This window comes from Butyrivibrio sp. AC2005 (genome assembly GCF_000424145.1).
GTDB lineage: Bacteria > Bacillota > Clostridia > Lachnospirales > Lachnospiraceae > Butyrivibrio.
Genome location: NZ_KE384138.1, coordinates 454,948 through 479,316 on the forward strand (window position 1 = coordinate 454,948; position 24,369 = coordinate 479,316).

The following is a 24,369-nucleotide window of genomic DNA, read 5'->3' on the forward strand; positions in this document are numbered from 1 at the left end:
TTTACTATCCAATATGGTTATCTATACTAATAGAGTATCCTATCTGGATACTATAGTCAAGTAAATCACCCCAGGCTTATACTATTTACTTATGCATTTTATTCAATGATTTCCAAGCCTTTGCCGTATGTTTTGAATTATCTCTTTTGGGTCTTGTAAACTTAATTACTCCACCTGATATTTTCCCTGTAACAGACTGGTGGCACTGCGCGCAAAGCACTGTAATCCTTCCACTTCTCTTAGTAAGCTTATAGAAATAATTATTTTTTCCATGTTTCCCTGAAAATGCAGCAGATGTGCCTGTCACTAACTGGCTACTTTCATTGCATCTCGTACATGTACGAATCTGTATAACATTTACATTTTTGCCTTTTACTTTAATTGACTTAATGGACCAGTTTCCATATTTGTGTTCTAGCTTATCACCTGATTGTTCTGTAATAGTAAGACCGCAAGTACTACATTCTTTTTCTATAACCTTTGGTGATTGACAGGTTGCACCTATGGTAGAAGTCCGTACAAACTTATGGTTCTTCTTTGGTATTACCTCTGTTTCAATAACCGCGTTACAATTCTTGCACACATATGACTTTAGGCCTGTAGCAGCACATGTGGGTTCCTTCGTTCTTTCCCACTTTCCCTTATGTTCCTTCTTTTCGATGTATTCTGTTTCCAAAATCTCTTCGCAGTCCTGGCATACTTTGACATCTTTACCTATTTTACTGCATGTTGGTTTTACCAATGTCACCCACTCATAGTTTTCATGTGTACAGTTCGCAGCATGCGCTGTGGCTCCCGGCATTGGCACCCACAACAAAACTGTCCCCGAAATAGCAACAGCTACAGCCAAACGCTTAAGCTTTCTGACTGCTTCAATATTCATATAAAATTTCATCCTCCTGTTTTATCTTTTCTGTTACGTAACAAATAAAAAAATTTACCCGGGATATTATCTGCTATTTGTCTAACAGCAGATCACGTCAAGAAATGACGTGTTATAGAAAATAGCACTTTTGAAATTCGAAAGCAAGCGTCTTAATAAAATCTTAAGAATCAAAAGCGTTTCTATTTATATCAATAAACTCAGTAATTATCTGCATTAGGCGCATATCTAATCATATATTATCTTTATATTGCATTATATATCTTGCATTATAATTTATGATGTGTTATTTTATTCAGACATCATTCCCGATGCACCGAAATGATTTTTCAATCATTCGTATTTTCCATTGTTATTATTTTGCGCGCAATAATGAGGAAAAAGTTTTAAACAAGGAGATTTTCATGCCAACTAGTAATACAACAAACAACTCTGATATGCATTACCAATATTTGAACGCTACCGGAAAACTGAAATACAATATGACCAATGACTATATGTTTAGAATGGTTTTACAACGAGACAGAAATACATTGATGAACCTTATAAGTTCCGTTCTTGATCTTCCATTATCTGAAATCAAAGATGTAAAAATAGAGAACGTAATTGAGCCAGGTAAAGCTATAAGTGACAAAGAGTATCAGCTTGATATACTTGTACTTTTAAATAACAATACCTATATCAACATCGAGATGCAGGTTGTTAATTACGATAACTGGATTAATCGTTCTCTTGCATACCTTTGCAGGCGTTTTGACAATGCTGCCCGTGGTAAAGATTACAACGACATAAAGCCGGTTTACCATGTCGGTTTTCTTGATTTTACTCTATTTGAAAAACACCCTGAATTCTTTGCAAAGTATCAGGTTCGAAATGCCAGGGATGGCTATCTTTATACTAACAATTTCAATCTGTACGTGATAGAATTAAATCACACAAACATGGCAACCCACAATGATAAGCGCCTTGGTATAGATATTTGGGCTAAGCTTTTCAAGGCCACTACATGGGAGGAAATCAAGATGATCACACAAGATAATCCTTCAATGAATTCAACAGCAGAATCTATATATCTTTCTAATTCCGACTTTGCTATTCAGGAGCAATGCCGTGCAAGAGAAGATGCTATTGCACACGAAAAATATCAGCAGCAATTGCTTGAAGAGCAAACAAAAAAGCTCGAAGGGCAGGCAAAGCAGATAGCAGATCTTTCCGCAGAAATATCGCGGCTCACAAAACTCCTAGAGGATAATGCGATCAAGCATTAATTTTCTAAAAATATTAATATAAAAATGCGGCTAATTCCAAACCTTATTCAGAATTAGCCGCTTTTATCATTTCACCTTCCTATTCCCTGCCAATACCTCTCTATAATCCTCTAGATTCTTCTGTAATAGATCCGGTATCTGAAGCTCATAAGGGCACTTAGACAAGCATACACCACATCTTACGCAATCCTCAATTTTGTTCATCTCTGCCTGCCAATATTCTGAGAGCCAGCCATCACTGGGAGCGCGACGAAGCATCAGCGACATGCGATTACACTGGTTTATCTGAATGCCAACTGTGCAAGGCATGCAGTATCCACAGCCTCTGCAAAAATCACCCATAAGTTCTTTCCGTTCGCTATCTATAAAGGCTTTGATTTCATCATCCATTTCCGGAGTTTTGTCCATATATGAAAGCCATTCATCAAGCTCGGATTCTCTCTGGATTCCCCAAATAGGAACAGTACCATCAAACTGATTAACAAAAGCCATAGCAGCCTTGGAATTGGTTATGAGTCCACCAGCAAGTCCTTTCATACAAATGACACCTACATTATTCTTGTTGCACATATGAATAAGTTCTATTTCCTGGTCAGTCGCAAGGTAGCTTATTGGATACTGAACGGTCTCATATAAGCTTGATTCTGCAAGTTCTTTAGCTATTCCGATTTTATGAGCTGTTCCACCGATATGTCTGATCTTGCCCTGTTTTTTCGCCTCAAGCATACACTCATACATACCTGTTCCGTCATCAGGTTTCCAGCACTGTCCCATAAGATGGAACTGATATATATCGATATAGTCGGTCTTAAGGTTGTGAAGAGATATCTCCAGATGCTGCCAGAATTCCTCGGGAGTTTTTGCGCCTGTTTTTGTGGCGATGATTATATCTTCTCTTTTTACATATCCATCTCCAAAGGCAGCGCCAAGTTTTTCTTCACTATCACTGTATGCTCTTGCTGTATCAAAAAATCTCATGCCTCCTTCATATGCCTTGTGGAGGAGTTTAACTGCATCTTCCAAAGATACGCGCTGAATCGGAAGAGCGCCGAAGCCATTTTGTGGCACTGTTATGCCTGTTCTGCCTAGTGTTACTTTCTTCATAAATATGTTCTCCTTACCTACTTTAAGTCTTCCCCTCATCCGTCAGCTGCGCTGACACCTTCCCCCCAGGGGGAAGGCTTTAAGATAAGAAGTGCTGTCCCGATTTTCAAAAAACTCCCCCGCCCGTGGGCGGAGGAGTCTGCCTAAATTCATTTTATCAGTATGCACCTTCCGATTCAAACACAACCGGAATAGTTTTAAAAATAAGTTTTATATCCGTGGATACGCTCATGTCCTTGATGTACTTAAGATCAAGTTCAACCCACTCATCCCACTTGATGTTAGCGCGGCCGCCTACCTGCCAGTAGCATGTAAGACCAGGCTTAACGATGAGGCGCTGTTTCTCATAAGCGTTGCACTCTTCCATCTGACTAAGGAGGATTGGTCTTGGTCCGACTATACTCATGTCGCCCTTGATAATATTTAAGAGCTGCGGAAGTTCATCGATTGAATATTTGCGAATGAACTTTCCAACATGTGTAACTCTCGGATCATCCTTAATCTTAAACGCATGTCCTGTCTGCTCGTTCTGAGCCTGCATACGCTGGAACTGTGCTTCAGCATTTTTATACATGCTACGGAATTTGTAAATCTTAAAAGGCTTTAAGTCTTTTCCTGCCCTCTCCTGAGTAAAGAAAACCGGTCCGCCATCCTCTAAGAGAATCGCAATTGCCGTAATCAGGAATATGGGCGATAGCGCAATCAAGGCTAAGCTGCACGCAACCACATCGAAGGCTCTCTTTAGTCCTTTATAAACATTTGCCTTGTGGTCATAAACCTCCTGGTAAATAAGGTTAATAATCTTCCTGCCTGACACCTCGATGATGTCCTGCTCCTGTCGCATCAATGCACTATCATTCATATTGTTCCCCTCATACGCCTAAGATAAAACCGGCGCCTTTCTCATTTAGAAAAAGGATTATGTTCCAAAACTTTTGCCCATCCGTGAGCTTACCATTTCTCCTTGAAGCAACGAAGAAGTTATTCTGTTATAATGCAATCCCCTCATCCGTCAGCTTCGCTGACACCTTCCCCCAAGGGGAAGGCTTCATACTAATTTTTCTTCTATACTTCAGTAATGTTTATTTAGTTCATCTTAATGAATGCAAATGTTCCTGCTCTATAAACTGTGCAAATTACGTGTCCTTCACGTGTCTCATCAACCTGAACTTCCTGCCAGGTTCCGTTAGGTCCCATCTGGTAAACCTTGTAGATGTCGCCATTGTGAGCACCGTATACCTTGAAGTCTACCTGGGCCTTACTGAAGCGAACACCGGGTGCGTAAGTCTCAACTACATTTCTGACACATCCGCCAACCTGCGCTGCAAGAATCTTAGCTGATGCTACCTTACCGCTGGTGGTCTCTCTCATTACGAAAGTAGCTCTTGTCTTAACGCCACAGATTACAAGCTTTCCACCCTGTCCTACTGCTGTTACACAGTCAAGTCCGGGAGCTCTTGTAACGGTATGTACAAAAGGTGGTTCAGCAACACTGACTGTTCCGCCGTTATTGCTGCCTCCGCTACCACCGCTGTTAATAGTAACCTTTGCCTTCTTCTTGCCATTGGACTTAACAGTGATCTTGTAAGTATAGTTATTGTTGATCGTCGTATTATTTGTAGTTGTAGTCGTCGTATGAGTGCTATGATCACTGTAGTCTTTAATATCATAGTTGTTGTAGTCGTAATTGAAGGTTCGTTGATCGTAGGTAATCTTAACAGAATCAGCCTTAGGAGAATAAATATAAATATTATCCGCTTTTGCTGGAATAGATAGTGTCAGTACCCCCACCAACGCTAATGCAACTGTTGCCATCTTTCTCATAACAGTTCCCCTTTCTGCGCCATGGCGCATAACTCATAAGAATAACCTTGATTATATTTTATCAAAAATCCGACAAAGTAACTAATAAAAAAATTATAAACAATGCGCAAACACTAGCTTTTTATTCACTTAATTACGATTAATACAGACTATTCCTCTATTTCCAACGTATCTCTGTCAATATTTCCGGCAGCATCTCCTATCATGCAACCAACCACAACCCATTGCTTGTCAGGATTCTTAGGATCCGTCGTGGTTAGTGATACAAGAAAATTATCCGGATCTACGCCATTTTCCCAACCTTCCCTGAAATTGGTTTTTGTATTCCAATTCTTTTTCATATCATCTAAGAATTGCTGGCACCCGGCTTTATCAGTAAAATCGTACTGCGTAAGAACGTCGGTATTATCTCTCTGATACGCTGTCCATATCTCATAGGTAAGAACATTGTTTGGAAGGATTATCTGAAATGTGTCATGCTCTTTAAAATAATTCTCATCTGCAAAGTTCCAAAGATCCGAGAACATGTCTCCATCCTTCGTTGTAGCCCCATAGATAACTGTGTTGAAATCACACATATCCATAAGGTTATAGGATTCTATGTAAATACCTCCGCTTGAATCTTTCTTCAATCCGGTGCAGTCATGTGAGATATAATAGGTGTCATCTCCATCCATGTTCTGTGCAACAGGATAATCAATTCCCGTCCCCGGAACATAAATCCACGCAAAGATATCAGGATTTATTGCAGTCAGCTTATCAAAGTCCATTGTATTATCCGCAGCAGTTTCATCCATCGTTCCACTACTTCCGGAATTAGACGATTCAGCCTGATTCCCACATGACGCAAGAACTGCCGCCATGGTCATACCAATCAGAAATATTCCCCCGTCTTTCAGCATCTTATATGCTGTCCACTCTCTATATCGACACATAGATATGTTTTATATACCCCCTACATATAAACTTTTTATAAACAAAAATAGTTTTACTTATCCCTGCACATCAACTTTTTCATAGAAAGTATCGAGGAATAATTCATACAGATCATCCTCATCAGGATAGAATTCTTCATACTCCTCGCCCATTGTTGTTTTTCCCTTAATGAGTACAAGACTATTCTCATCAAAGTCATACCCCGCAACTGTAGATGCAATATATGAAAGCTGATCAGCAGATACATCTGTTACCATCTGCTTACTTATAGCCTTGTAAATATCAACCGCAAGGCTCGGCTGACTCTTAGTCTTTTCCTTGACCTGATTCATGAATGATGTCAGATATAGTTTCTGCCTGGCGAGTCTCTTATCCGCAGAACCGGCCTCTGTCAAATCTCTATTCTGTAAAAATGCAAACGCCGCATCCCCATCAAGATGTACTTCTTCGCCTGCCTTAAAGCTGTAATCGCCACTCTCAAAATCAAAAGTAGGAGTAACATCAACTCCACCAACAGCATCGTTAATCGTAGTAATTGCACTCATATTTATAGCTGCATAGCCATGTATGGGAAGCTGGTAAAACAGGTTGCTGACAGCTCTTACCTGTAGCTCGCAGGAGCCCTCAACACCATCACCAAAGCCATGCTGCACAGCTATCTGAGCCTTGATGGTATCTATATAATTTCCGTATTCATCATATAATTCCACATCAGTCATGGTATTTCTGTTGATACCAATAACTTTAGTAGTTTTATCATGAGGATTAAAAACAAGCAAAAAAAGTGCATCCGCCTGTCCGCCGTTTATCTCGCCGTATACCGGAGTCACTTCCTCATCTTTTTTATCAATTCCCATAATCAGGAATGTCATAATATCTTCATTGTAATCGTATATCTCGCCGTTATGTTTAACCCAGTCATCCTGCCACTGCATGGCACTCTCTGCCTGAGTCAGAACCTCGGTACTTGTCGTAACCGGAGCGCTCTTGGCATTTTTTGCAAAAAGGCCGGACTTACCAACCACCCTTGTAACTTCAAAAGTTCCAAGGCCGACAAGAACTAGTGTTACCACTATGCACCATATGAGCAGAATTTTGTTAACGCGATTCTTCATATATCAGTTACCTGTCGAAGCGCCCTCCTGAGTGCTGCCTTCCTCACCGGATTCATTATTACCGGCGCCTTCTTCAGCATTTTCATCAGCTGAAAAGATTTCATTCTGACTGAAGCCTTCTGTATTAAAACCCTCAGCTCCGAAGCTTTCTTCACCTTCTTCAACCATTCCATATCCGGTTGCGGTTGTCATAAACTCGTTGGCATTTCCTCTGAGACTCTCTATATCAGCATTAAAAACCCGTGACTGCTTGGTCACATTGCCGGACAGATCACTTACTGCATAGTAAACAACAGCCGCGCTCTGTTCCTCATTGAGGATTGTTTTTTCAACAACAATGCGATTTGTGATATCACCATCAACAGCATCGTACGCCATTACGCCATTCAACAGATCCGCTTCTCTGGTATCCGAATTATAGGTCAGATCATAAGAAGTAAATCTCATCTCAGGCTCAATTCTGTCTGACATGTTGTAGAACCAGACTATGAAAACAGCCATCACTATGCTTCCTATTGTAAAAAAGAATGCCAGTATATTACTTTTCACTTAGAGCTACCTTTAATCCTTTCTGACAACTCCATCTATATAATCAAGTTCGTCCAAATTACCTTTTGTTGCTGCAGGCTTTGGAGCAGGTCTTTCAGCCTGCTTCTGCGGTTGAAAAACTCTCTTTGGATTACCACCCGTCATGCTGCCGTTATCAGCATTTTCATCTTTTCCATAATATCTGCCGTAATACTTGCCATAGTATCTGCCATAGTATTTTCCGTAATGTCCGTAAACACCACCTGTCATATCAACCTTATTGAGCACAGCACCTATGACCTTCGCGCCCGCCTTATCAAGCTGGCTCTTAACTCTCTGTGCAAAACGGTAGCTTATGGCATTATCTTCAATAACCATAACTGTACCATCGCACTGCTTGGCAATAACCGCAGCATCAATAACACTTCCAAGAGGCGGTGTGTCGATTATTATGTAATCAAAAACATTTTTCATGTTATCCAGGATTTTGCTGAATATCTGTCCACCTAATAACTCACTGGGGTTAGGCGGAATCGGTCCCGAAAAGATTACATACAGATTCGGCGTATCCGTCTCGCAGATTACATTTGAGAGCTTCTCACGTCCTACAAGGCAGTGAGTAAGTCCCAGTCTGACAGAACCGGTTTTGTATCTTCCGACCATTACCGATTTTCTCATGTCTGCGTCCACAAGCACTGTCTTTTTTCCTGCCTCTGCGAAGGCTCTTGCCAGCGCCATGGAGACGCTGGATTTACCCTCGCCAGGTGTGCAGCTGGTGATAGAGATTGCTCTCATATCCTGCCCGCTGAATTCGACGTTACTTCGAAGCGTCTTGTAGGCTTCTTTGATTTGGTAATTGTTTTCAGATTCGCTGAAATGTAAGGTGGTCTGTTGCATATATCCCCTCATCCGGCACTTCGTGCCACCTTCCCCCCAAGGGGAAGGCTTTAATATTATTCATCCATCGCTTCTAAGAAGACTTTTTTATTTTCCTGCTTCAGCTACTAGATTAACTTCAAGCGGTATTCTTAGATTTAGACTTATTCCTCTTTTTCTTGTTGGTCTGTTCATCTGTAATTGCAGGTATCATCGCAAGTGTGCTAAGTCCCAGATAAGCCTCAATATCATCACTGGACTTGATGGTATCATCCATGAGATAGTTAAGGATTATCACTGCCGAAACAATTACAATCGCTGCAATTCCGCCAATCATTGTCCATTTTTTTGGACTCGGACTATATTTTTCAGTAGGCATATTTGCAAGCTCTGCTATGTTGATAGCATCGATATCCATAACGTTCTGGATGTGTTTTGATGCAACCTCACGAACACAGTTTGCTTCCTTCATCGCCATCATGGGATCGGAATCTCTCACCGTGATCGCAACAATACGTGTATCATCAGGTGTGCTGATTGATACGTGGTCGTTGAACTCATCGTATTCCATATCAAGATGAAGCGTCTGGATAACCTCTTCAAGCACGTATCTGCTCTTGATAAGCTGTGCATAATCCTGAGTCAGCTGCGTGGATATCTGCACATCGGAATAGGTTACAGTCGCACCCTCTTCCTTATTCAAAATATAAATTTTCGTAGTTGAGGAATATAAAGGAGTCAGTACAAATTTACTGACAAAAAGACACAGAAGTGCAAAGAACACACCTGCGCTTAAGATAAGCCATGCCCGCCCTATAAGAACTGCGAACAACTCCCCCAGATTAATTTCAATAACATCGTCTTTTCCCATACAACCCTCATAAAAATATAGAAATGCTTAATCTGTTCTAAACACCTGCCAAATTAATCCGGCAGATATATTATGTATTAAATTATCTCGTTCCTAAGTACCTTCATTGCATTATCATGAAAAATCTTCAGTGCGTAGTTCTCTCCGAGCTTCCCCTCCACGAAATCCCTACAATCAAGGAGGTGCGGTGCTCTCGAACCATTATCATGCGCATCGGTTGCAACAAAATGTACCATATCCCGCTTAAGTAACTCTCTGGTAAAATGCCTTATTCCAAGTCCGTATTTTCCCATCACGCTATTCGCATTCACCTGGATGTATATGCCCATATCAAGCAGTTCATCAACATACTTAACATGCTTAGCCATGTCAGCATAGCGCTCCACATGAGCAAGTATCGGTCTGTAACCGGCAGACTGAACCGCATATAAAGCATTGTGAATAGTCTTATACATATCAGTGGGATGGAACTCTATAAGCACATAATCCGAATCCGCAAGCGTGGAAGCTCGGCCGCTCTCAAGCTCGCGAACTGTATTATCGCTGTAGTATATTTCATTTCCGGGGAAAAGCTGAACATTGATGCCCTTTTCGTGTGCTCTCTCCATAAGTCGTGCCGTGTAGTCGATCAGATGATCCGGCCTCACATTATGATGCATAGGCTTATGATGCGGCGTAAGGATCATGCCCTTGGTACCCTCTGAGATTGCAGTCTGCAACATTGCAAGACTGGTCTCCATATCAGGTGAGCCATCATCTACGCCAGGCAATATATGGCAATGAATATCAATTGATGGAACCACGAAAAACTCCCCACTACAACTTGTACTTATACACTTTATATTTTACAACATGTTGTTAGCTATGGCAACTTATAAAGTGCGTAGAATAAGGATTTCTACGCACTTTTTAGCAATTATTTAAGCACTTTTTAAGGGTATTTTAACCCTGCAACAGTGCTGTCACACCATTAGTGCTCTGATTTGCCTGTGCTAGCACGGATTGTCCTGCATTCGCAAGAATGTTATGCACTGACAATCTTACCATCTCTTCTGCAATTTCCGTGTCGCGTATTCTTGATTCAGCAGCCTGTGTATTTTCAACAACATTTGCCAGATTGTTCACTGTATGCTCAAGCCGGTTCTGATACGCTCCCATTCTGGAACGCTCTGCACTGACATAGGCTATTGCATAATCCATGCGCCTTATACTCTCCTCAGCACCTCCCGGAGCAGCGACATTTATATCCTCCATATTCAGAGCATCAGTTGAAATATATGGTAACTCTATAAAAATCTTGTTCAGCATATCAGCATCAGTACCGGCGTGGATATCAATGTTATTGTGCAGAAGAGTCTTAATTTTTGCATATTCGGCATCCTTACGAACCTCTTCCTGATGAGTTTCATTCACAAGTACATCTTTTTCCTCTTCACCTGTTACCACTTCTGTAGCAACACCTAGGCCAAACAGACCGGTCTCACTTGCTTTATTTACCCCATTACCTGATGAATCATAAATTATAAGCTTTGTTCCATCTTTTTCAAACCACGTATAATGATTGTTTGGATTACCAAGCTGGCTGCTTCCTTTTGTTGCTTTCCTAATTCTGTCCATGAGCTCCCCAGGCGTTGCAGCACCTTGTATTCCTACGGTATATATTCGATTATTTCCTGACATAGTTGAGCTATTGGTATCAGAATCAGCCGAAAACTTGATACTGTATCTGGCTCTGCATCCTGCACAGCATGTAGCATAAAAGCCTTTTCCATCAAGATCACTAACTTTAGATGCATCAAAACCAGCAAGATCTATGTAAGTAGAAACATATGTGTTTCCATTGCCTGCTTGATATGTACTTTTCATTACCCCTGCATTTAATGATTCCTGATCAACTCCGTTCATAAACCATTCCGGAAGATCCCCACCCGAAACCTGTATCTCTTTTTTCGGGACTTTTATTTTCCGCCATACCTTCTCCGTTACTGTTACAGTTTCCATTCTTGCAGGTCTGATTTCCACCCCATCACTTACAATAGTGCGCCCCTGCAAAACCGGAATCTCATTAAACTTTGTTCTATCATGTATCGCATCTATTTCATCTTTTATCTTTTCTATTTCACGCTGACAATCCCATCTGTCGCTCTCTGACATAGTTCCGTTGGCAGCCTGAATGGACAGTTCGTTAACTCTGTGAAGCATGTCATGAACCTCTGCCATTGCTCCATCAGCGATCTGAACAAGGGATATTCCATCATAGGAATTATCCGTTGCCCTATCGAGTCCTCGAACCTGTTTTCTCATCTTTTCGGAAATAGAAAGACCTGCAGCGTCATCAGCCGCACGATTGATCTTGTAGCCGGAAGACAGTTTTTCCTGGGACTTCGCCGAATTTGAAGTTGTTATCCCAAGCTGCCGGTTACTGTTCATAGCCTGCAGGTTGTGCTGAATAACCATACGCTTAACCTCAAATAAATAGTTTGAGCGACGTCCCTTTCACTCTTTGTAATAATCATCGGCTAGATTTCCCCAAATACTTAGACTCATTAATTTTATAATTTTTTAATAATTTATTTTTGTCACATATGGCCCGATATAGTATATGATGATAGATATATATTTTTCCAAGGAAGGAGCGTGGCTTATGATAATACAGAACACTATTTCATCTGCAACTAACGAAAGAATGGTGGAAATTTCTGCAAGTCAGCAGTCCAAGACAACAAAAAAGCTTTCATCAGGCTCCACAATCAACCGAAACGATGATGCCGCCGAATTATCCATCAGTAAAAGTGGCCTTAATCACGCAAGCGAAACCAGTAACAACATCCGTGAAAATATCATATCTTCTGAATCAAAGGTTACTGATACCATCGCTGCTGAAGAGATGGTTAGAGCTTCCGTAAACAATATAAACAAGAACGCCAAGCAGGCAATTACCGCACAGGCTAATCAGACTCCTGACGGTGTAATGTCCGCATTGCATGAGTAAATATTCACGACGGTTGACGCAAATATTATATATACTATACTTAGCAGGCCAATCCTATATAGTTGGCCTGCTATTTTCTTGTAAAATGACAAATACAGCATCTAAGCTTTTCTTATAACCTGCTGTTTTGATTGGTCATGCATGTTACGGCAGTCATTTTACCTAAATCACTCTGCTGTTTTTGTTAATCAAGCCTATTACGGCAGTTATTTTTTCCTAAATCACTCTGCTGTTTTTGTTAATCAAGCCTATTATGGCAGTTATTTTTTTCTAAATCACTCTGCTGTTTTTGTTATCCAAGCTTGTTACGGCAGTTATTTTTTCATAAATCACTCTGCTGTTTTTGTTAACCAAGCTTGTTACGGCAGTTATTTTTTCATAAATCACTCTGCTGTTTTTGTTAACCAAGCTTGTTACGGCAGTTATTTTTTCATAAATCACTCTGCTGTTTTTGTTAACCAAGCTTGTTACGGCAGTTATTTTACTCTAAAATGCACTGTCGTTTTTGATAAACTATCAATTTGCAGCAGTTTTTCCTAAATTAAATGACCCCCAAGAAGTGGACACAGCAAAAATATAATCTGGCGGTATTTTGAACAACGAATCCACCATGTAGACACAAAACTGGCAGGAATTATTTATTAAAAATGTCGTCATCCCAACATGTGGACACGGATTCAGCTGTCTTTGCTGGTATAATTAGCAAGGGGGCTCAGTATGAATCATAAACAAAAACCATTTTACACAGACAAAAAATAAGACTGCTGCTTTATAGATTTCCATAAAAAGCAGCAGTCATTTTCCATTTTTAATAATATTCGTCCCAAGCCTCAGATATTGTTAAAGCTTATTTCTCTCAGCTTCGGCTATTACATGCACTGATTTCTCTCAGCTTCGGCTATTGCATGAACTGATTCCTATCAGCATCAACTATTATATAAACTGATTCCTATCAGCATTGTATTTGTAGCCGATTCCTTCCAGCTTTGTGCAAATGTCCTGAAGCTCATCTTTGCCTATATCAAGACCTTCAGCCATGTTCTCAAGATTGCTGTAATTATCTCTGAGCTGGGTATTGATAAAACTAAGTAGTATTATAGGATCCTTTGGTATCATGTAGTCTCCCCTCATCCGTCAGCCTCGCTGACACCATTCTTCTTTCAGGCCTTAATTGCCCTTGCCACAAGCGCGTCGCCTTCCACATCTATCTCTATTGTATCATGAGGCATTACCTTGTCTTCAAGTATAAGTTTTGCAGAAAGCGTCTCGACATGCTTCTGGACAAATCTCTTAACAGGTCTTGCACCATAGTTGGGATCATAAGCGTTGTCCGCAACATACTGCTCTGCAGCAGGAGTCAGTCTGATGCTTATCTCTCTATCAGCAAGTCTTCTGTTAAGGTCATCAACTATAAGCTTAACTATGCCACCGATATTATCCCTGGTCAGAGGCTTGAAAAGAATCATCTCATCAAGTCTGTTCAGAAACTCAGGTCTGAAGTGTGCATGCAGTTCAGTCATAGTCATATCCTCAGCTTCCTTGCTGATGGTACCATCCTCCTGAATTCCATCAAGAAGGAAAGGCGCACCAATGTTAGAAGTCATTATAAGGATTGTATTCTTGAAATCCACTGTTCTGCCCTGTGAATCCGTAACACGTCCATCATCAAGTATCTGAAGAAGCACGTTGAACACATCAGGATGTGCCTTTTCCACTTCATCAAAAAGCACTACCGCATAAGGTTTTCTACGAACTGCCTCTGTAAGCTGTCCACCCTCCTCATAACCTACATATCCGGGAGGCGCTCCAATAAGCCTGGACACGCTGTACTTCTCCATGTACTCACTCATGTCAATTCTGACTATGTTATTTTCATCATCAAAAAGTGCTGCTGCTAGACTCTTTGCAAGCTCCGTCTTACCCACACCTGTAGGGCCAAGGAACATAAACGATCCAATGGGTTTTCCGGGATCCTTAATGCCTGCCTTAGATCTCATGATAGCCTCTGAAACCTTGGTTACTGCCTCATCCTGACCGATAACTCTCTTATGAAGTTCATCCTCGAGGTGAAGAGTTTTATTCCTCTCACTTTCTGTAAGCTTCGCAACAGGAATTCCGGTCCATCTGGAAATAATACGGGCTATCTCTTCATCGGATACTCTCTCATGAACCAGGGACATATCCTTTGAACCAACCTTCTGCTCCTCTTCTTCCAGCTGCTTTTTCAATTCAGGAATTCTGCCATACTGTAATTCACTGGCTTTTTCAAAATCGCCGCGTCTCTGTGCTATTGCAAGCTCGCTGTTAGCACTCTCAATCTCCTCACGAATAACTGCCAGCCTGTCTACAGCCTCTTTTTCATTAGTCCACTGTGCCTTCTGATTATCAAAATCAGCCTTTAGTTCAGCCAGCTCCTTCTGAAGGTTTGCAAGCCTCTCCTTACTTAAGGAATCATCCTCTTTTTTCAGAGCTGTCTCCTCAATCTGCATCTGCATGATTTTTCTGTTCATCTCGTCAAGCTCAGCAGGCATTGAATCCATCTCGGTTTTAATAAGTGCGCAGGCCTCATCCACAAGGTCTATTGCCTTGTCAGGAAGAAATCTGTCCGAGATGTATCTGTTACTCAGAGTTGCTGCACTTACAAGAGCAGAATCCATGATCTTAACGCCGTGATATACCTCATAGCGGTCCTTCAAGCCTCTTAAGATACTGATAGTATCTTCAACTGTAGGTTCAGAGACCATTACCGGCTGGAAACGTCTCTCAAGAGCCGCATCCTTCTCAATATACTGTCTGTATTCATTAAGTGTTGTGGCACCTATGCAGTGGAGTTCACCCCTTGCAAGCATGGGCTTTAGCATATTTCCCGCATCTAGCGCACCGTCGGTTTTTCCTGCGCCCACAATGGTATGAAGCTCATCTATGAAAAGAATTATCTCTCCGTCAGATTCCTTCACATCCTGAAGAACTGCCTTAAGTCTCTCCTCGAACTCACCCCTGTACTTCGCACCTGCAACAAGGGAACCCATATCCAATGAAAAGATCTTCTTATCCTTAAGATTCTCAGGTACATCACCCTCTGCGATTCGCTGCGCCAGAGCCTCTACAACCGCCGTCTTACCAACACCGGGTTCACCGATCAGAACAGGGTTGTTCTTGGTCTTCCTGGACAAAATTCTTACGACATTTCTTATCTCAGCATCTCTTCCGATTACAGGCTCAAGCTTTTGCGCCTTTGCCTTGGCAACCAGCTCTGTGCCATATTTTTCAAGAGTGTCATATGTTGCCTCAGGGTTATCCGATGTAACCTTCTGATTACCTCTCACCTCTGAAAGCGCCTGCAGGAACCTGTTCCTGTCGATACCAAATGCCTGGAAGATATTTATCATCTCGCGGTTCGGATAGTGAAGCATGGCGAGGATGATGTGCTCAACAGACACATATTCATCCCCCATAGCCTTCATCTCATCTTCACTCTTAAGAAGCACCTTATTAAGGTCAGCTCCAACGTACGGACTTCCTCCCTGCACCTTAGGTCTCTTCTTAAGCGCCTCCTCAACTCTGTTAAGAAAAACTGTATTATCAATACCCATCTTCTCAATCAGCTTGGGAACTATGCTATCCTCTATGGTCAAAAGGCTGTATAACAGGTGCTCCTGTTCTATCTCCTGATTGCCAAAATCAAGAGCCACTTTCTCCATATTCTGAATTGCTTCAATTGATTTTTGTGTAAACTTATCTATCTTCATAACTATCACCTCTCTTGCCGGTTAGTAGTTTTCTGACTGAAAATTTGTTTTTCTTTCTGTTCTACAACTGTTATAACACGATTATTAGCACTCGTCAATAGTGAGTGCTAATCAAAAAACATATATTTTTCCTTTGATGTATTATAGCGATACCATGGTCAAAATATACGCTTTGACAGTTCCCAGCTTTGACTTTTCCCATTCCCGCAGCTTTGCTTTCTCCGAAAGTGGGACAATCAGAGAAAGGTCCATATGAGCATCCTTGAAATATCCGTCCGGCTCTTCACTGAAAAAATAGACATTCCAGATATCATCGGACGCATCCCTGAAGCGTTCAGGCTCAAGATAGATCAAGTTTCAGGAGTACACCTCTGTCTGTATATGGATGCACTCTTTGATAGTCAGTATCAAAAATAAAAATGATTTTAGGCTTTACAAAAAAGACTTCCAAAACTATAAAGTCTTGAAAGTCTCTGTATCAGAAATATTAAATTCGTTTCAGGAGAAAATATATCATCATCTTCCACGCATCGCTTTATCCATATATTTTTCACGGATTGCAAAAGCAATTGTCAAATCTGTAATAAGTCTTGATGCAAGCAGAACGATTCTTGCAGCGATATTCAGAGCAGAACCTACCACCCCAAATACTATATCCATTGCCACTATCAGAATAAACACTCCCCAGGTTCTTGTCCTACCTATATCTTTACCCGACCATAAGAGGAGCAGTAAAACTACTTTAACAAGCATAATAACGCATCCAATTGCGTTACCGTTTACTCCTGTGCCAGCTTCTGCATTAGCATTTCCCGACATTATTATAAGGCAGGAAACAAGTGAACATATACTGGAAGCTGCCACAAACAGCATGAAAATTTTATATAAATCTGCTACGTCTTTTCCGGCTCCTTTAAGCAAATAGGTAACACCGGCGCATATAGCAATAACTATTGTGATATATCCGGCCATTGTGGCAATATGTACGGTTACCATTTCTGGAGGAACCGTGCCTCTTATTAAAGCAATTGCGATCATCACAACGGACACTATGCTCAATATACCGAGTATTGCACTAACTACCAAATGACAGCGCATTAAAGAACTTAACTTCTTTTCCTGCATAAGAATTACCCCCTTCAAGTAAGAAACTTAAAATCATTAATATAATTGTACAAAACCGTATACAGAACTGCAACTGTTTTCCGTGCTTTTAAATGCTTACTCTCTACTTATAAGTCCTTGCTTTCGACGTCAATTATCTCCTGCCTCTCCCCTGACGCCGGATGTATTTCACCTTCCACATCCATAACAACCTTTGAGCCTTCCGGCTCCCCTGTTACATCCCTGCTTTCCACATCGATTATTTCTTTTTTATTTACCTTTTCAACCTTATGAATTCTGGAGATTATCCAGAGATTGGATGCACCGTTATAAACAAGCGCAGCGCCAATTATCTGAACTATATATTTCATGATAAGTTCAGGCTTCATAATAAGAAATAAACCTGCACCAATGGTAAGGCCAGCAAGAATGAGTGCGATCCACCAGTTTTTATAGCTGTTTCTTCCAAGGCTCAGGGTCTCTCCCAGGTTCATCAGACCGCTAAAAAGCATAATTGTTCCTGCTATAACAGGAATCAGCGCCTCAAAAAATCCGGGATTTATAAGAATCCATAATCCAATAACCGCTATAATAAGCCCAAAGCCTATCGAACCATTTTTTGTTATTAAGTTCTGATTCTTAGATGCAAGTCCTGTTACAACAGAAATAACACCCGCAGCCAGTACAGCTCCGCCTATAACCTTTGTAAGGATATTAAGTGAAGTTCCCGGCAAAAAAATTAAAACAAACCCAACTACCAAAAGCGCTATAGCATCAAATAATATATTCTTCTTAAGTCTTATAAAAAATCCCATGTCAGTCACCTTTTTCATATCATAGTAAAAATGCAGACAGTCCTTTTTATTCCCCGTCTTCCTCAGGCATATCTTCCTTGGGCCTGCATTCCTCGAGAAGCCTGTCCATTACCTCATAGATTTCCTCTCTTCCGGCCTTACTTTGAGCAGAGAACGGAAGAAGGAGCCCATCCTCAGGCATACCCAGAGTTTCCTTTATCATGTTAAGATGCTTCTCTATCTGACTTTTCTTTAGCTTATCGGATTTGGTTGCAATTATAATCGGGTTAGCCCCGTTTGCCACAATCCAGTCATACATCAGCTTGTCGTTAGCCGAAGGCTCATGTCTTATATCTATCAGCAGGAAAACCTGTTTCAGCATCACAGACTTATTCAGGTAATTCTCAATCATTTTTCCCCACTGCTTTTTCACCGAGTCAGGGACCTTGGCAAATCCATAGCCAGGAAGATCCACAAGATAGAATTCATTATTGATATTGTAATAGTTTATTGTCTGCGTTTTTCCCGGCTCCTGACTGACGCGCGCATAATGCTTACGATTCATCAGTCCGTTGATAAGGGATGATTTTCCCACATTACTTTTTCCGGCAAACGCAAACTCCGGCTTGTCATTTTGAGGAAGCTTGCTTGTTATTCCTATTACTGTCTCTAAATTTACTTTCTTGATTACCATAAAAACCTCTTTAAGAAAAGGCAGGGATGCACTGCATCTCTGCCCCAAAATTACTTCGCAGGTTTAAGCCTCTTAGCCTCATCCTTGTATACAATAAGAGGACTTGAAGAGCCGTTTACCGCTTCCTCTGTAACAACACATTCTGAAATGTTGTCATCCGAAGGAATCTCATACATAACATCCATCATAGCCTTTTCCATGATGGATCTAAGACCTCTTGCTCCTGTCTTTCTCTCATGAGCAAGTGCTGCAATCTTATCAATTGCATCGTCCTCAAAGGAAAGCTTAACATCATCAAAATCAAACAGTTTCTGATACTGCTTTACAAGAGCATTTCTGGGTTCTGTAAGAATACGTACAAGCGCTTCCTTATTAAGTCCTTCAAGAGTTACACAAATCGGAACACGTCCGACGAATTCAGGAATAAGTCCGAACTTTGTAAGATCCTGAGGTGTAACCTCTTTTAACACTTCACCTATCTCTCTCTCGCTCTTATCAGCTATCTCTGCATTAAAACCGATTGAGTTGCGGTCAAGTCTTGCCTCGACAATCTTTTCAAGTCCGTCAAAGGCACCACCGCAGATGAACAGGATATTGGATGTGTCAATCTGAATAAGCTCCTGATGTGGATGTTTACGTCCGCCCTGCGGAGGAACGCTGGCAGTTGTTCCCTCGATTATCTTAAGGAGTGCCTGCTGAACACCTTCACCTGAAACGTCACGAGTTATTGATACATTCTCACTTTTCTTAGTGATCTTATCAATCTCATCAATATAAACAATACCATACTGAGCACGCTCTACATCATAGTCAGCAGCCTGGATAAGCTTTAAGAGAATATTCTCTACGTCCTCACCGACATAACCGGCTTCTGTAAGAGTTGTCGCATCAGCAATCGCAAACGGAACATTTATTATCTTAGCAAGTGTCTGAGCAAGGTAAGTCTTACCTGATCCGGTAGGGCCGACCATTATTATGTTACTCTTCTGAAGCTCTACTTCATCATCGGCATTGTGAGCCTTAGGCGCCATAACACGCTTATAATGATTGTATACTGCTACAGAGAGAACCTTTTTTGCTTCATCCTGACCGATTACATAATCGTCAAGGAAGTTCTTGATCTCAACAGGCTTTAAAAGATTGATATCCCTGTCGTCATGAGCTATCGGCTCATCTTCGAATTCCTCTTCGATGATATCTGCACAGATATCGACACACTCATCACAGATATAAACACCTGCGGGACCTGCTATCAGCTTCTTAACCTGATTCTGTGTCTTGTTACAAAATGAGCAACGAATTTCACCGTTGTTTTTTCCTGCCATAATTTGTTTTCCTTCTAAAAAATCTTATAATATCAAATCCCTAACCCTTAAGGATTATCAGTCTTATTTATCTTTTTCCTCATCCTTAGGTCTTGATTCGATTACAGAATCAATAAGGCCATACTCAAGAGCCTCCTGAGCTGTCATCCAGTTATCACGCTCAGTATCTGCAGCGATCTGCTCATAAGGCTTTCCTGTGTTCTCGGATAATAATGTATTCAGTTTTTCTTTTGTACGGATAATGTGCTTAGCTGCAATCTCAATCTCAGTAGCCTGCCCCTGAGTTCCGCCAAGAGGCTGATGGATCATAATCTCTGCATTGGGAAGAGCCATACGCTTACCCTTAGCACCACCTGCAAGAAGGAATGCTCCCATACTTGCAGCCATACCGATACAGATTGTGCTTACATCGCACTTGATATAATGCATGGTATCATAAATAGCCATACCGGATGTGATCTCACCACCGGGGCTGTTGATATACATATGAATGTCCTTACTGGGATCTTCAGCTTCAAGGAAAAGCAGCTGTGCTACTACAACACTTGCTGAAACAGAGTTAACTTCTTCACCAAGGAATACAATACGCTCCTTCAAAAGTCTTGAATAAATATCGTATGAGCGCTCACCACGGCTCGTCTGTTCTATGACATAAGGTATTAAACTCATTTAAATCGCTTCCTCTCTGTTATATTTTATATATAATACCAAACCATTATACCCCACTTTATTGATTTTACGCAACCTTTGATAAATGCGCGCAAAAAATGATTTTCTCAAGTCTGCATGATCCGACAAAATAAAAATCTCCCTGAACATTGAAAATTCAGGGAGATTGTAATCCTATTTATTTAAGAAAAGTGATTACTCTTCAGTCTTCTTAGCTGCTGTCTTACGTGTGCGCTTCGGCTTCTCCTCAGCTGCATCGTCGTCCTTCTTAGCTGCTGTCTTGCGTGTGCGCTTCGGCTTCTCCTCAGCTGCATCATCAGACTTCTTAGCTGCTGCCTTTCTTGTAGCCTTCTTAGCACCAACTTCCTTAGCGTTCTCTACAAGGAACTTAGCTGCCTTCTGAACAAGGAGGTCATCCTTAAGAGTCTTGATCTCACGGTCACCCATGAACTCCTTAACCTTCTCAACTTCCATGTTGTACTGCTTAGCCATCTTCTCAAGCTCTTCCTTGATCTCTTCCTCAGCGATCTCGAACTTCTCAGCTGCAGCAACTGCTTCAAGAACAAGTCTTGACTGGATACGCTCAACAGCCTGAGGCTTAACCTGCTCCATAAGCTGCTCAACTGTATTGCCTGTGTACTGCATGTACTGCTGCATGTTCATGCCCTGATACTGAAGTCTCTGAGCAAAATCGTTAACGATCTGGCGCTGCTGTGTCTCAACCATCTTCTCAGGAAGCTCCATCTCAGAATCCTCGATAACAGCCTTAACTGCTTCATCCTCACGCTTAGCCTTAGCCTCAGCCTCTTTGCGCTCTGTGAGCTTCTTCTTAACATCTTCTTTATACTCATCTACTGTCTCAAAATCAGAAACATCGCTTGCAAACTCATCGTTGAGCTCAGGAAGCTCTCTTGTCTTGATGCCCTTAACTGTGCACTTGAATGTTGCAGCCTTACCAGCGAGATCCTCTGAATGATAATCCTCAGGGAATGTTACGTTAACTTCACCCTCTTTTCCGATTTCGAAGCCTACAAGCTGCTCCTCGAATCCGGGGATGAAAGAACCTGAACCGATTGTAAGAGGATAATCTGTGCCCTTACCACCTTCGAAAGCAACACCGTCAACAAATCCCTCGAAGTCAAGAGTTACGATATCACCATCCTCTACGTTACGATCTGTAACCTCGATTGTTCTGGCATTTCTGCTTCTCTCCTGGTCGATCTCAGCGTTGATCTCGTCCTCAGTTACGTCAAGGTCCACCTTCTCAACCTCAACACCCTTGTACTTACCAAGCTTAACTTCAGGCTTAAGAGCTACAGTTGCTGTAAAGATGAAAGGCTTACCAGCCTCGATCTGTGATACCTCAATATCAGGATTGGATACAACGTCCTCACCGCACTCTTCTACAGCCTTAGGATACTCTTCGTTGATAACTTCGTTAGCAGCATCCTCAAAGAATACTTCCTTACCGTACATACGCTCGATCATATGACGGGGAGCCTTACCCTTACGGAATCCGGGAATCTGGATCTTATTCTTCTGCTTGTTGTAAACCTTGTCAATTGCTTTGTCAAAAGACTCTGCTTCTACTTCGATTGTAAGCTTAGCCATGCTCTTCTCGAGCTTTTCTACTGATACGCTCATTGAATTCTTATTCCTCCTATTACTGCATATCTCTAAGATATAAAAAATTGTTTACACAAATGATTTTGTGCTGTTTTTATCTATATAAAAACGACCTGCACTATATCTCCTTGGCACAGTCGCCTACAGATTATAGCACAGGTTGTCAATAATTTCTACTAATTTTTATTTTTAAATATTTCCGAGTCTTGACTCTGAATAGTCATTTTTAATCTTACTCGGCAATCATGTATACATTGCTATACTTTATAGTATCTCAGCGCTCATGTGGGCATTGCTATACTTTATAGTATCTCAGCACTCATGTGGGCATTGCTATACTTCAGATCTCCAGTCACATCCTCATCAAACCACTCGGCAGGATGATATGCCGCTGCTGCCTCCTCACTCGGGAACTCAACCTCGGCGAGAAGCCTTCCTTCAAAGGGAGGCCCGAATACGTCGAGTTCTATCTTTATTTTATTAGTTGCCAGCGCATCCTTTACTTCTTTATTATTCTCCAAAAACTCATCATCAAATCCATCGGAATTAAGTGGGATGAGATATCTCTTTTTCCTTATCACATTTCCATCGGCTTTTTCTACAAGATGCTCATAGGATGTCTTATCGAGAGGCATGTTATATTCTGTCTGGCCGATTTCAGTATGAGCTGTCGATGCCTGTACTGGCAATGTTTCTCCCTTTTCTGCCTGTTCACAGCAATCCTTTTTTTTGACTATATCAGCCTCATCAATTTTTCCAAAATCCTTGCGCCTTTTGTAAGTCATATAGTAACTGTCATCCTGGCGTCTTACCCTGATCGCCGGCGCCACATTAAGATACCCCTGCTCTATAACATGCACGGGGTACTGTTCCAGATTCTCCGGAAGCTTTTTAATTGTGAATTTTCTTTCTATTTCTATTCCCATTTTTCTATGTCTGCCCTACTTACAGCAATTCCCTCATCTTCCAGGGTATTTGTTTTTTGCCTCTGCCCTGATTCCAACAAATCTCGCGCCTTTCAGGGTATTTGTTGTTTACCTCTACCCTGATTACAGCTAATTTCTCTCATTCCAGGGCATATGTTGCACATCTCCTACCCTGATTACAGCTAATTTCTCTCATTCCAGGGCATTTGTTGTTAACCTCTACCCTGATTGCAACTAATCTCTTTCATTCCAGGGCATCTTGTTGTATTTGCCTACCCTGATTACAGCAAATATCCATTATCCCAGGGTATTGATTGCACGCACCACAAAAAACAAACTACAAAGTAAGCAGCAAACACAAGCATTAAAAGCAAGCACCTATTCACAATTACTTATCGTCCCTAACCATGATGCCTAATCAACACCTAAACGCTATCCCTGTCAAACCCTGAACACAATTCCCTTACCAAGCTTATCTGCAGTCTCTTTTCCGCAGAAGCGTTCTACAATAGCAAGGGCAAAGGGGATTGCTGTTCCCATTCCGCGGCTGGTGAGAATATGTCCGTCAACCGTAGTCTCTGTCATCTGTACATCAGCGCCCTTAAGCTCACCTTCAAGACCCGGATAAACACAGGCTTTTCTTCCCTGTAAGAGACCGGCTCTTCCAAACACACCGGGGGCAGCGCAGATAGCACTTATATATTTTCCTGCTGCATCAAAAGCGCGAATCTGCTCCACAAGCTTCTCTGTCTTCTCAAGATTGGTTGTTCCAGGCATTCCTCCCGGAAGCACAAGCATATCCATCTCGTCAAATTTCACTTCATCAAGAAGTTTGTCAGCCTTAACTTCTATTCCATGAGAACCTGTCACCTGAAGAGTTCCCATAACAGAAACCATATCAATTGTGAGTCCTGCTCTTCTGCAGATATCCACAACTGTCAGTCCCTCAATTTCCTCAAATCCATCTGCCAGAAAAATTGCAATATTTGCCATTCCTTTTATCCTCCCTAACATCCAAAATTTTTCGATCAACCATAATCGAGAAAAAATATATCACTTAAAATCTACAACCACCCTAAATCAAA

The 24,369-nt window shown here is 41.4% G+C and carries 24 protein-coding genes; 2 read left to right on the plus strand and 22 right to left on the minus strand.

The genetic code is table 11. The annotated features are described in order from the left end of the window. Positions 1 to 85 precede the first annotated feature (85 nt). The gene (locus G602_RS0122035) at positions 86 to 883 is read right to left on the minus strand and encodes a hypothetical protein (protein WP_026660956.1); all 798 of its coding nucleotides are present in this window, start codon (positions 881 to 883) and stop codon (positions 86 to 88) included. Between the two features lie 404 nt (positions 884 to 1,287). Between G602_RS0122035 and G602_RS0122040 the strand changes: the two genes are divergently transcribed. Beyond that, a complete protein-coding gene (locus G602_RS0122040) occupies positions 1,288 to 2,151 on the plus strand; it encodes an Rpn family recombination-promoting nuclease/putative transposase (RefSeq protein ID WP_026660957.1) in 864 nt (287 codons plus the stop codon). Positions 2,152 to 2,217: 66 nt separating this feature from the next. Here the strand turns inward: G602_RS0122040 and G602_RS0122045 are convergent, their stop codons facing one another. The 10 genes from G602_RS0122045 to G602_RS0122090 all read right to left on the minus strand — a co-directional run bounded on the left by G602_RS0122045 (position 2,218) and on the right by G602_RS0122090 (position 11,862). Beyond that, positions 2,218 to 3,255 carry an aldo/keto reductase gene (locus tag G602_RS0122045; protein ID WP_026660959.1) on the minus strand — a complete coding sequence of 346 codons (1,038 nt, stop codon included), beginning with the start codon at positions 3,253 to 3,255 and terminating at the stop codon, positions 2,218 to 2,220. Positions 3,256 to 3,412: 157 nt separating this feature from the next. Next, positions 3,413 to 4,117, minus strand: coding sequence for a sugar transferase (locus G602_RS0122050; protein WP_081676122.1), 705 nt, complete (start codon positions 4,115 to 4,117; stop codon positions 3,413 to 3,415). A 224-nt stretch (positions 4,118 to 4,341) separates the two neighbouring features. Beyond that, complete coding sequence (locus tag G602_RS0122055; protein WP_026660961.1) at positions 4,342 to 5,079, minus strand: hypothetical protein; 738 nt, start codon at positions 5,077 to 5,079, stop codon at positions 4,342 to 4,344. Positions 5,080 to 5,228: 149 nt separating this feature from the next. Then, positions 5,229 to 5,981 (minus strand): class B sortase, encoded by a 753-nt coding sequence (locus G602_RS29540; protein WP_196808754.1) that lies wholly within the window; start codon positions 5,979 to 5,981, stop codon positions 5,229 to 5,231. Positions 5,982 to 6,071: 90 nt separating this feature from the next. Then, positions 6,072 to 7,130: an LCP family protein gene (locus G602_RS0122065; protein WP_026660962.1), complete on the minus strand. Its 1,059-nt coding sequence runs from the start codon at positions 7,128 to 7,130 to the stop codon at positions 6,072 to 6,074. Positions 7,131 to 7,133: 3 nt separating this feature from the next. Beyond that, positions 7,134 to 7,679 (minus strand): hypothetical protein, encoded by a 546-nt coding sequence (locus G602_RS0122070; protein ID WP_155830033.1) that lies wholly within the window; start codon positions 7,677 to 7,679, stop codon positions 7,134 to 7,136. A gap of 12 nt (positions 7,680 to 7,691) precedes the next feature. Beyond that, positions 7,692 to 8,555, minus strand: coding sequence for a polysaccharide biosynthesis tyrosine autokinase (locus G602_RS0122075; protein WP_026660964.1), 864 nt, complete (start codon positions 8,553 to 8,555; stop codon positions 7,692 to 7,694). Between the two features lie 118 nt (positions 8,556 to 8,673). Continuing rightward, positions 8,674 to 9,405 (minus strand): YveK family protein, encoded by a 732-nt coding sequence (locus tag G602_RS0122080; protein ID WP_026660965.1) that lies wholly within the window; start codon positions 9,403 to 9,405, stop codon positions 8,674 to 8,676. Positions 9,406 to 9,482: 77 nt separating this feature from the next. Then, the gene (locus G602_RS0122085; protein WP_026660967.1) at positions 9,483 to 10,208 is read right to left on the minus strand and encodes a CpsB/CapC family capsule biosynthesis tyrosine phosphatase; all 726 of its coding nucleotides are present in this window, start codon (positions 10,206 to 10,208) and stop codon (positions 9,483 to 9,485) included. A gap of 139 nt (positions 10,209 to 10,347) precedes the next feature. Continuing rightward, positions 10,348 to 11,862: a flagellin N-terminal helical domain-containing protein gene (locus tag G602_RS0122090; RefSeq protein ID WP_026660968.1), complete on the minus strand. Its 1,515-nt coding sequence runs from the start codon at positions 11,860 to 11,862 to the stop codon at positions 10,348 to 10,350. Between the two features lie 187 nt (positions 11,863 to 12,049). On the opposite strand from G602_RS0122090, the gene G602_RS0122095 reads away from it, so the two are divergent. After that, positions 12,050 to 12,397 (plus strand): flagellin, encoded by a 348-nt coding sequence (locus G602_RS0122095; RefSeq protein ID WP_026660969.1) that lies wholly within the window; start codon positions 12,050 to 12,052, stop codon positions 12,395 to 12,397. 933 nt (positions 12,398 to 13,330) lie between these two features. Here G602_RS0122095 and G602_RS0122105 read toward each other — a convergent pair. The 11 genes from G602_RS0122105 to G602_RS0122155 all read right to left on the minus strand — a co-directional run bounded on the left by G602_RS0122105 (position 13,331) and on the right by G602_RS0122155 (position 24,277). After that, positions 13,331 to 13,528: a DUF4250 domain-containing protein gene (locus G602_RS0122105; RefSeq protein WP_242835702.1), complete on the minus strand. Its 198-nt coding sequence runs from the start codon at positions 13,526 to 13,528 to the stop codon at positions 13,331 to 13,333. 29 nt (positions 13,529 to 13,557) lie between these two features. Next, entirely contained in the window at positions 13,558 to 16,146 is a 2,589-nt protein-coding gene (gene clpB, locus G602_RS0122110; RefSeq protein ID WP_026660972.1) for an ATP-dependent chaperone ClpB, read from the minus strand. Between the two features lie 141 nt (positions 16,147 to 16,287). Continuing rightward, positions 16,288 to 16,500 carry a hypothetical protein gene (locus G602_RS0122115; protein ID WP_026660973.1) on the minus strand — a complete coding sequence of 71 codons (213 nt, stop codon included), beginning with the start codon at positions 16,498 to 16,500 and terminating at the stop codon, positions 16,288 to 16,290. A 162-nt stretch (positions 16,501 to 16,662) separates the two neighbouring features. Then, complete coding sequence (locus tag G602_RS0122120) at positions 16,663 to 17,271, minus strand: hypothetical protein (protein WP_026660975.1); 609 nt, start codon at positions 17,269 to 17,271, stop codon at positions 16,663 to 16,665. Between the two features lie 107 nt (positions 17,272 to 17,378). Beyond that, a complete protein-coding gene (locus G602_RS0122125) occupies positions 17,379 to 18,065 on the minus strand; it encodes an HdeD family acid-resistance protein (protein ID WP_207638185.1) in 687 nt (228 codons plus the stop codon). Between the two features lie 46 nt (positions 18,066 to 18,111). Then, positions 18,112 to 18,738 (minus strand): ribosome biogenesis GTP-binding protein YihA/YsxC, encoded by a 627-nt coding sequence (gene yihA, locus G602_RS0122130; protein WP_026660977.1) that lies wholly within the window; start codon positions 18,736 to 18,738, stop codon positions 18,112 to 18,114. A gap of 50 nt (positions 18,739 to 18,788) precedes the next feature. Beyond that, positions 18,789 to 20,063: an ATP-dependent Clp protease ATP-binding subunit ClpX gene (gene clpX, locus G602_RS0122135; RefSeq protein ID WP_026660978.1), complete on the minus strand. Its 1,275-nt coding sequence runs from the start codon at positions 20,061 to 20,063 to the stop codon at positions 18,789 to 18,791. Positions 20,064 to 20,126: 63 nt separating this feature from the next. Continuing rightward, positions 20,127 to 20,732: an ATP-dependent Clp endopeptidase proteolytic subunit ClpP gene (gene clpP, locus G602_RS0122140; RefSeq protein WP_026660979.1), complete on the minus strand. Its 606-nt coding sequence runs from the start codon at positions 20,730 to 20,732 to the stop codon at positions 20,127 to 20,129. A 195-nt stretch (positions 20,733 to 20,927) separates the two neighbouring features. Further along, positions 20,928 to 22,376, minus strand: coding sequence for a trigger factor (tig, locus tag G602_RS28050; RefSeq protein WP_044933107.1), 1,449 nt, complete (start codon positions 22,374 to 22,376; stop codon positions 20,928 to 20,930). A 284-nt stretch (positions 22,377 to 22,660) separates the two neighbouring features. After that, a complete protein-coding gene (locus G602_RS0122150; RefSeq protein ID WP_049945412.1) occupies positions 22,661 to 23,284 on the minus strand; it encodes a hypothetical protein in 624 nt (207 codons plus the stop codon). 441 nt (positions 23,285 to 23,725) lie between these two features. Further along, complete coding sequence (locus G602_RS0122155) at positions 23,726 to 24,277, minus strand: DJ-1 family glyoxalase III (RefSeq protein WP_026660981.1); 552 nt, start codon at positions 24,275 to 24,277, stop codon at positions 23,726 to 23,728. Between the last annotated feature and the right edge of the window lie 92 nt (positions 24,278 to 24,369).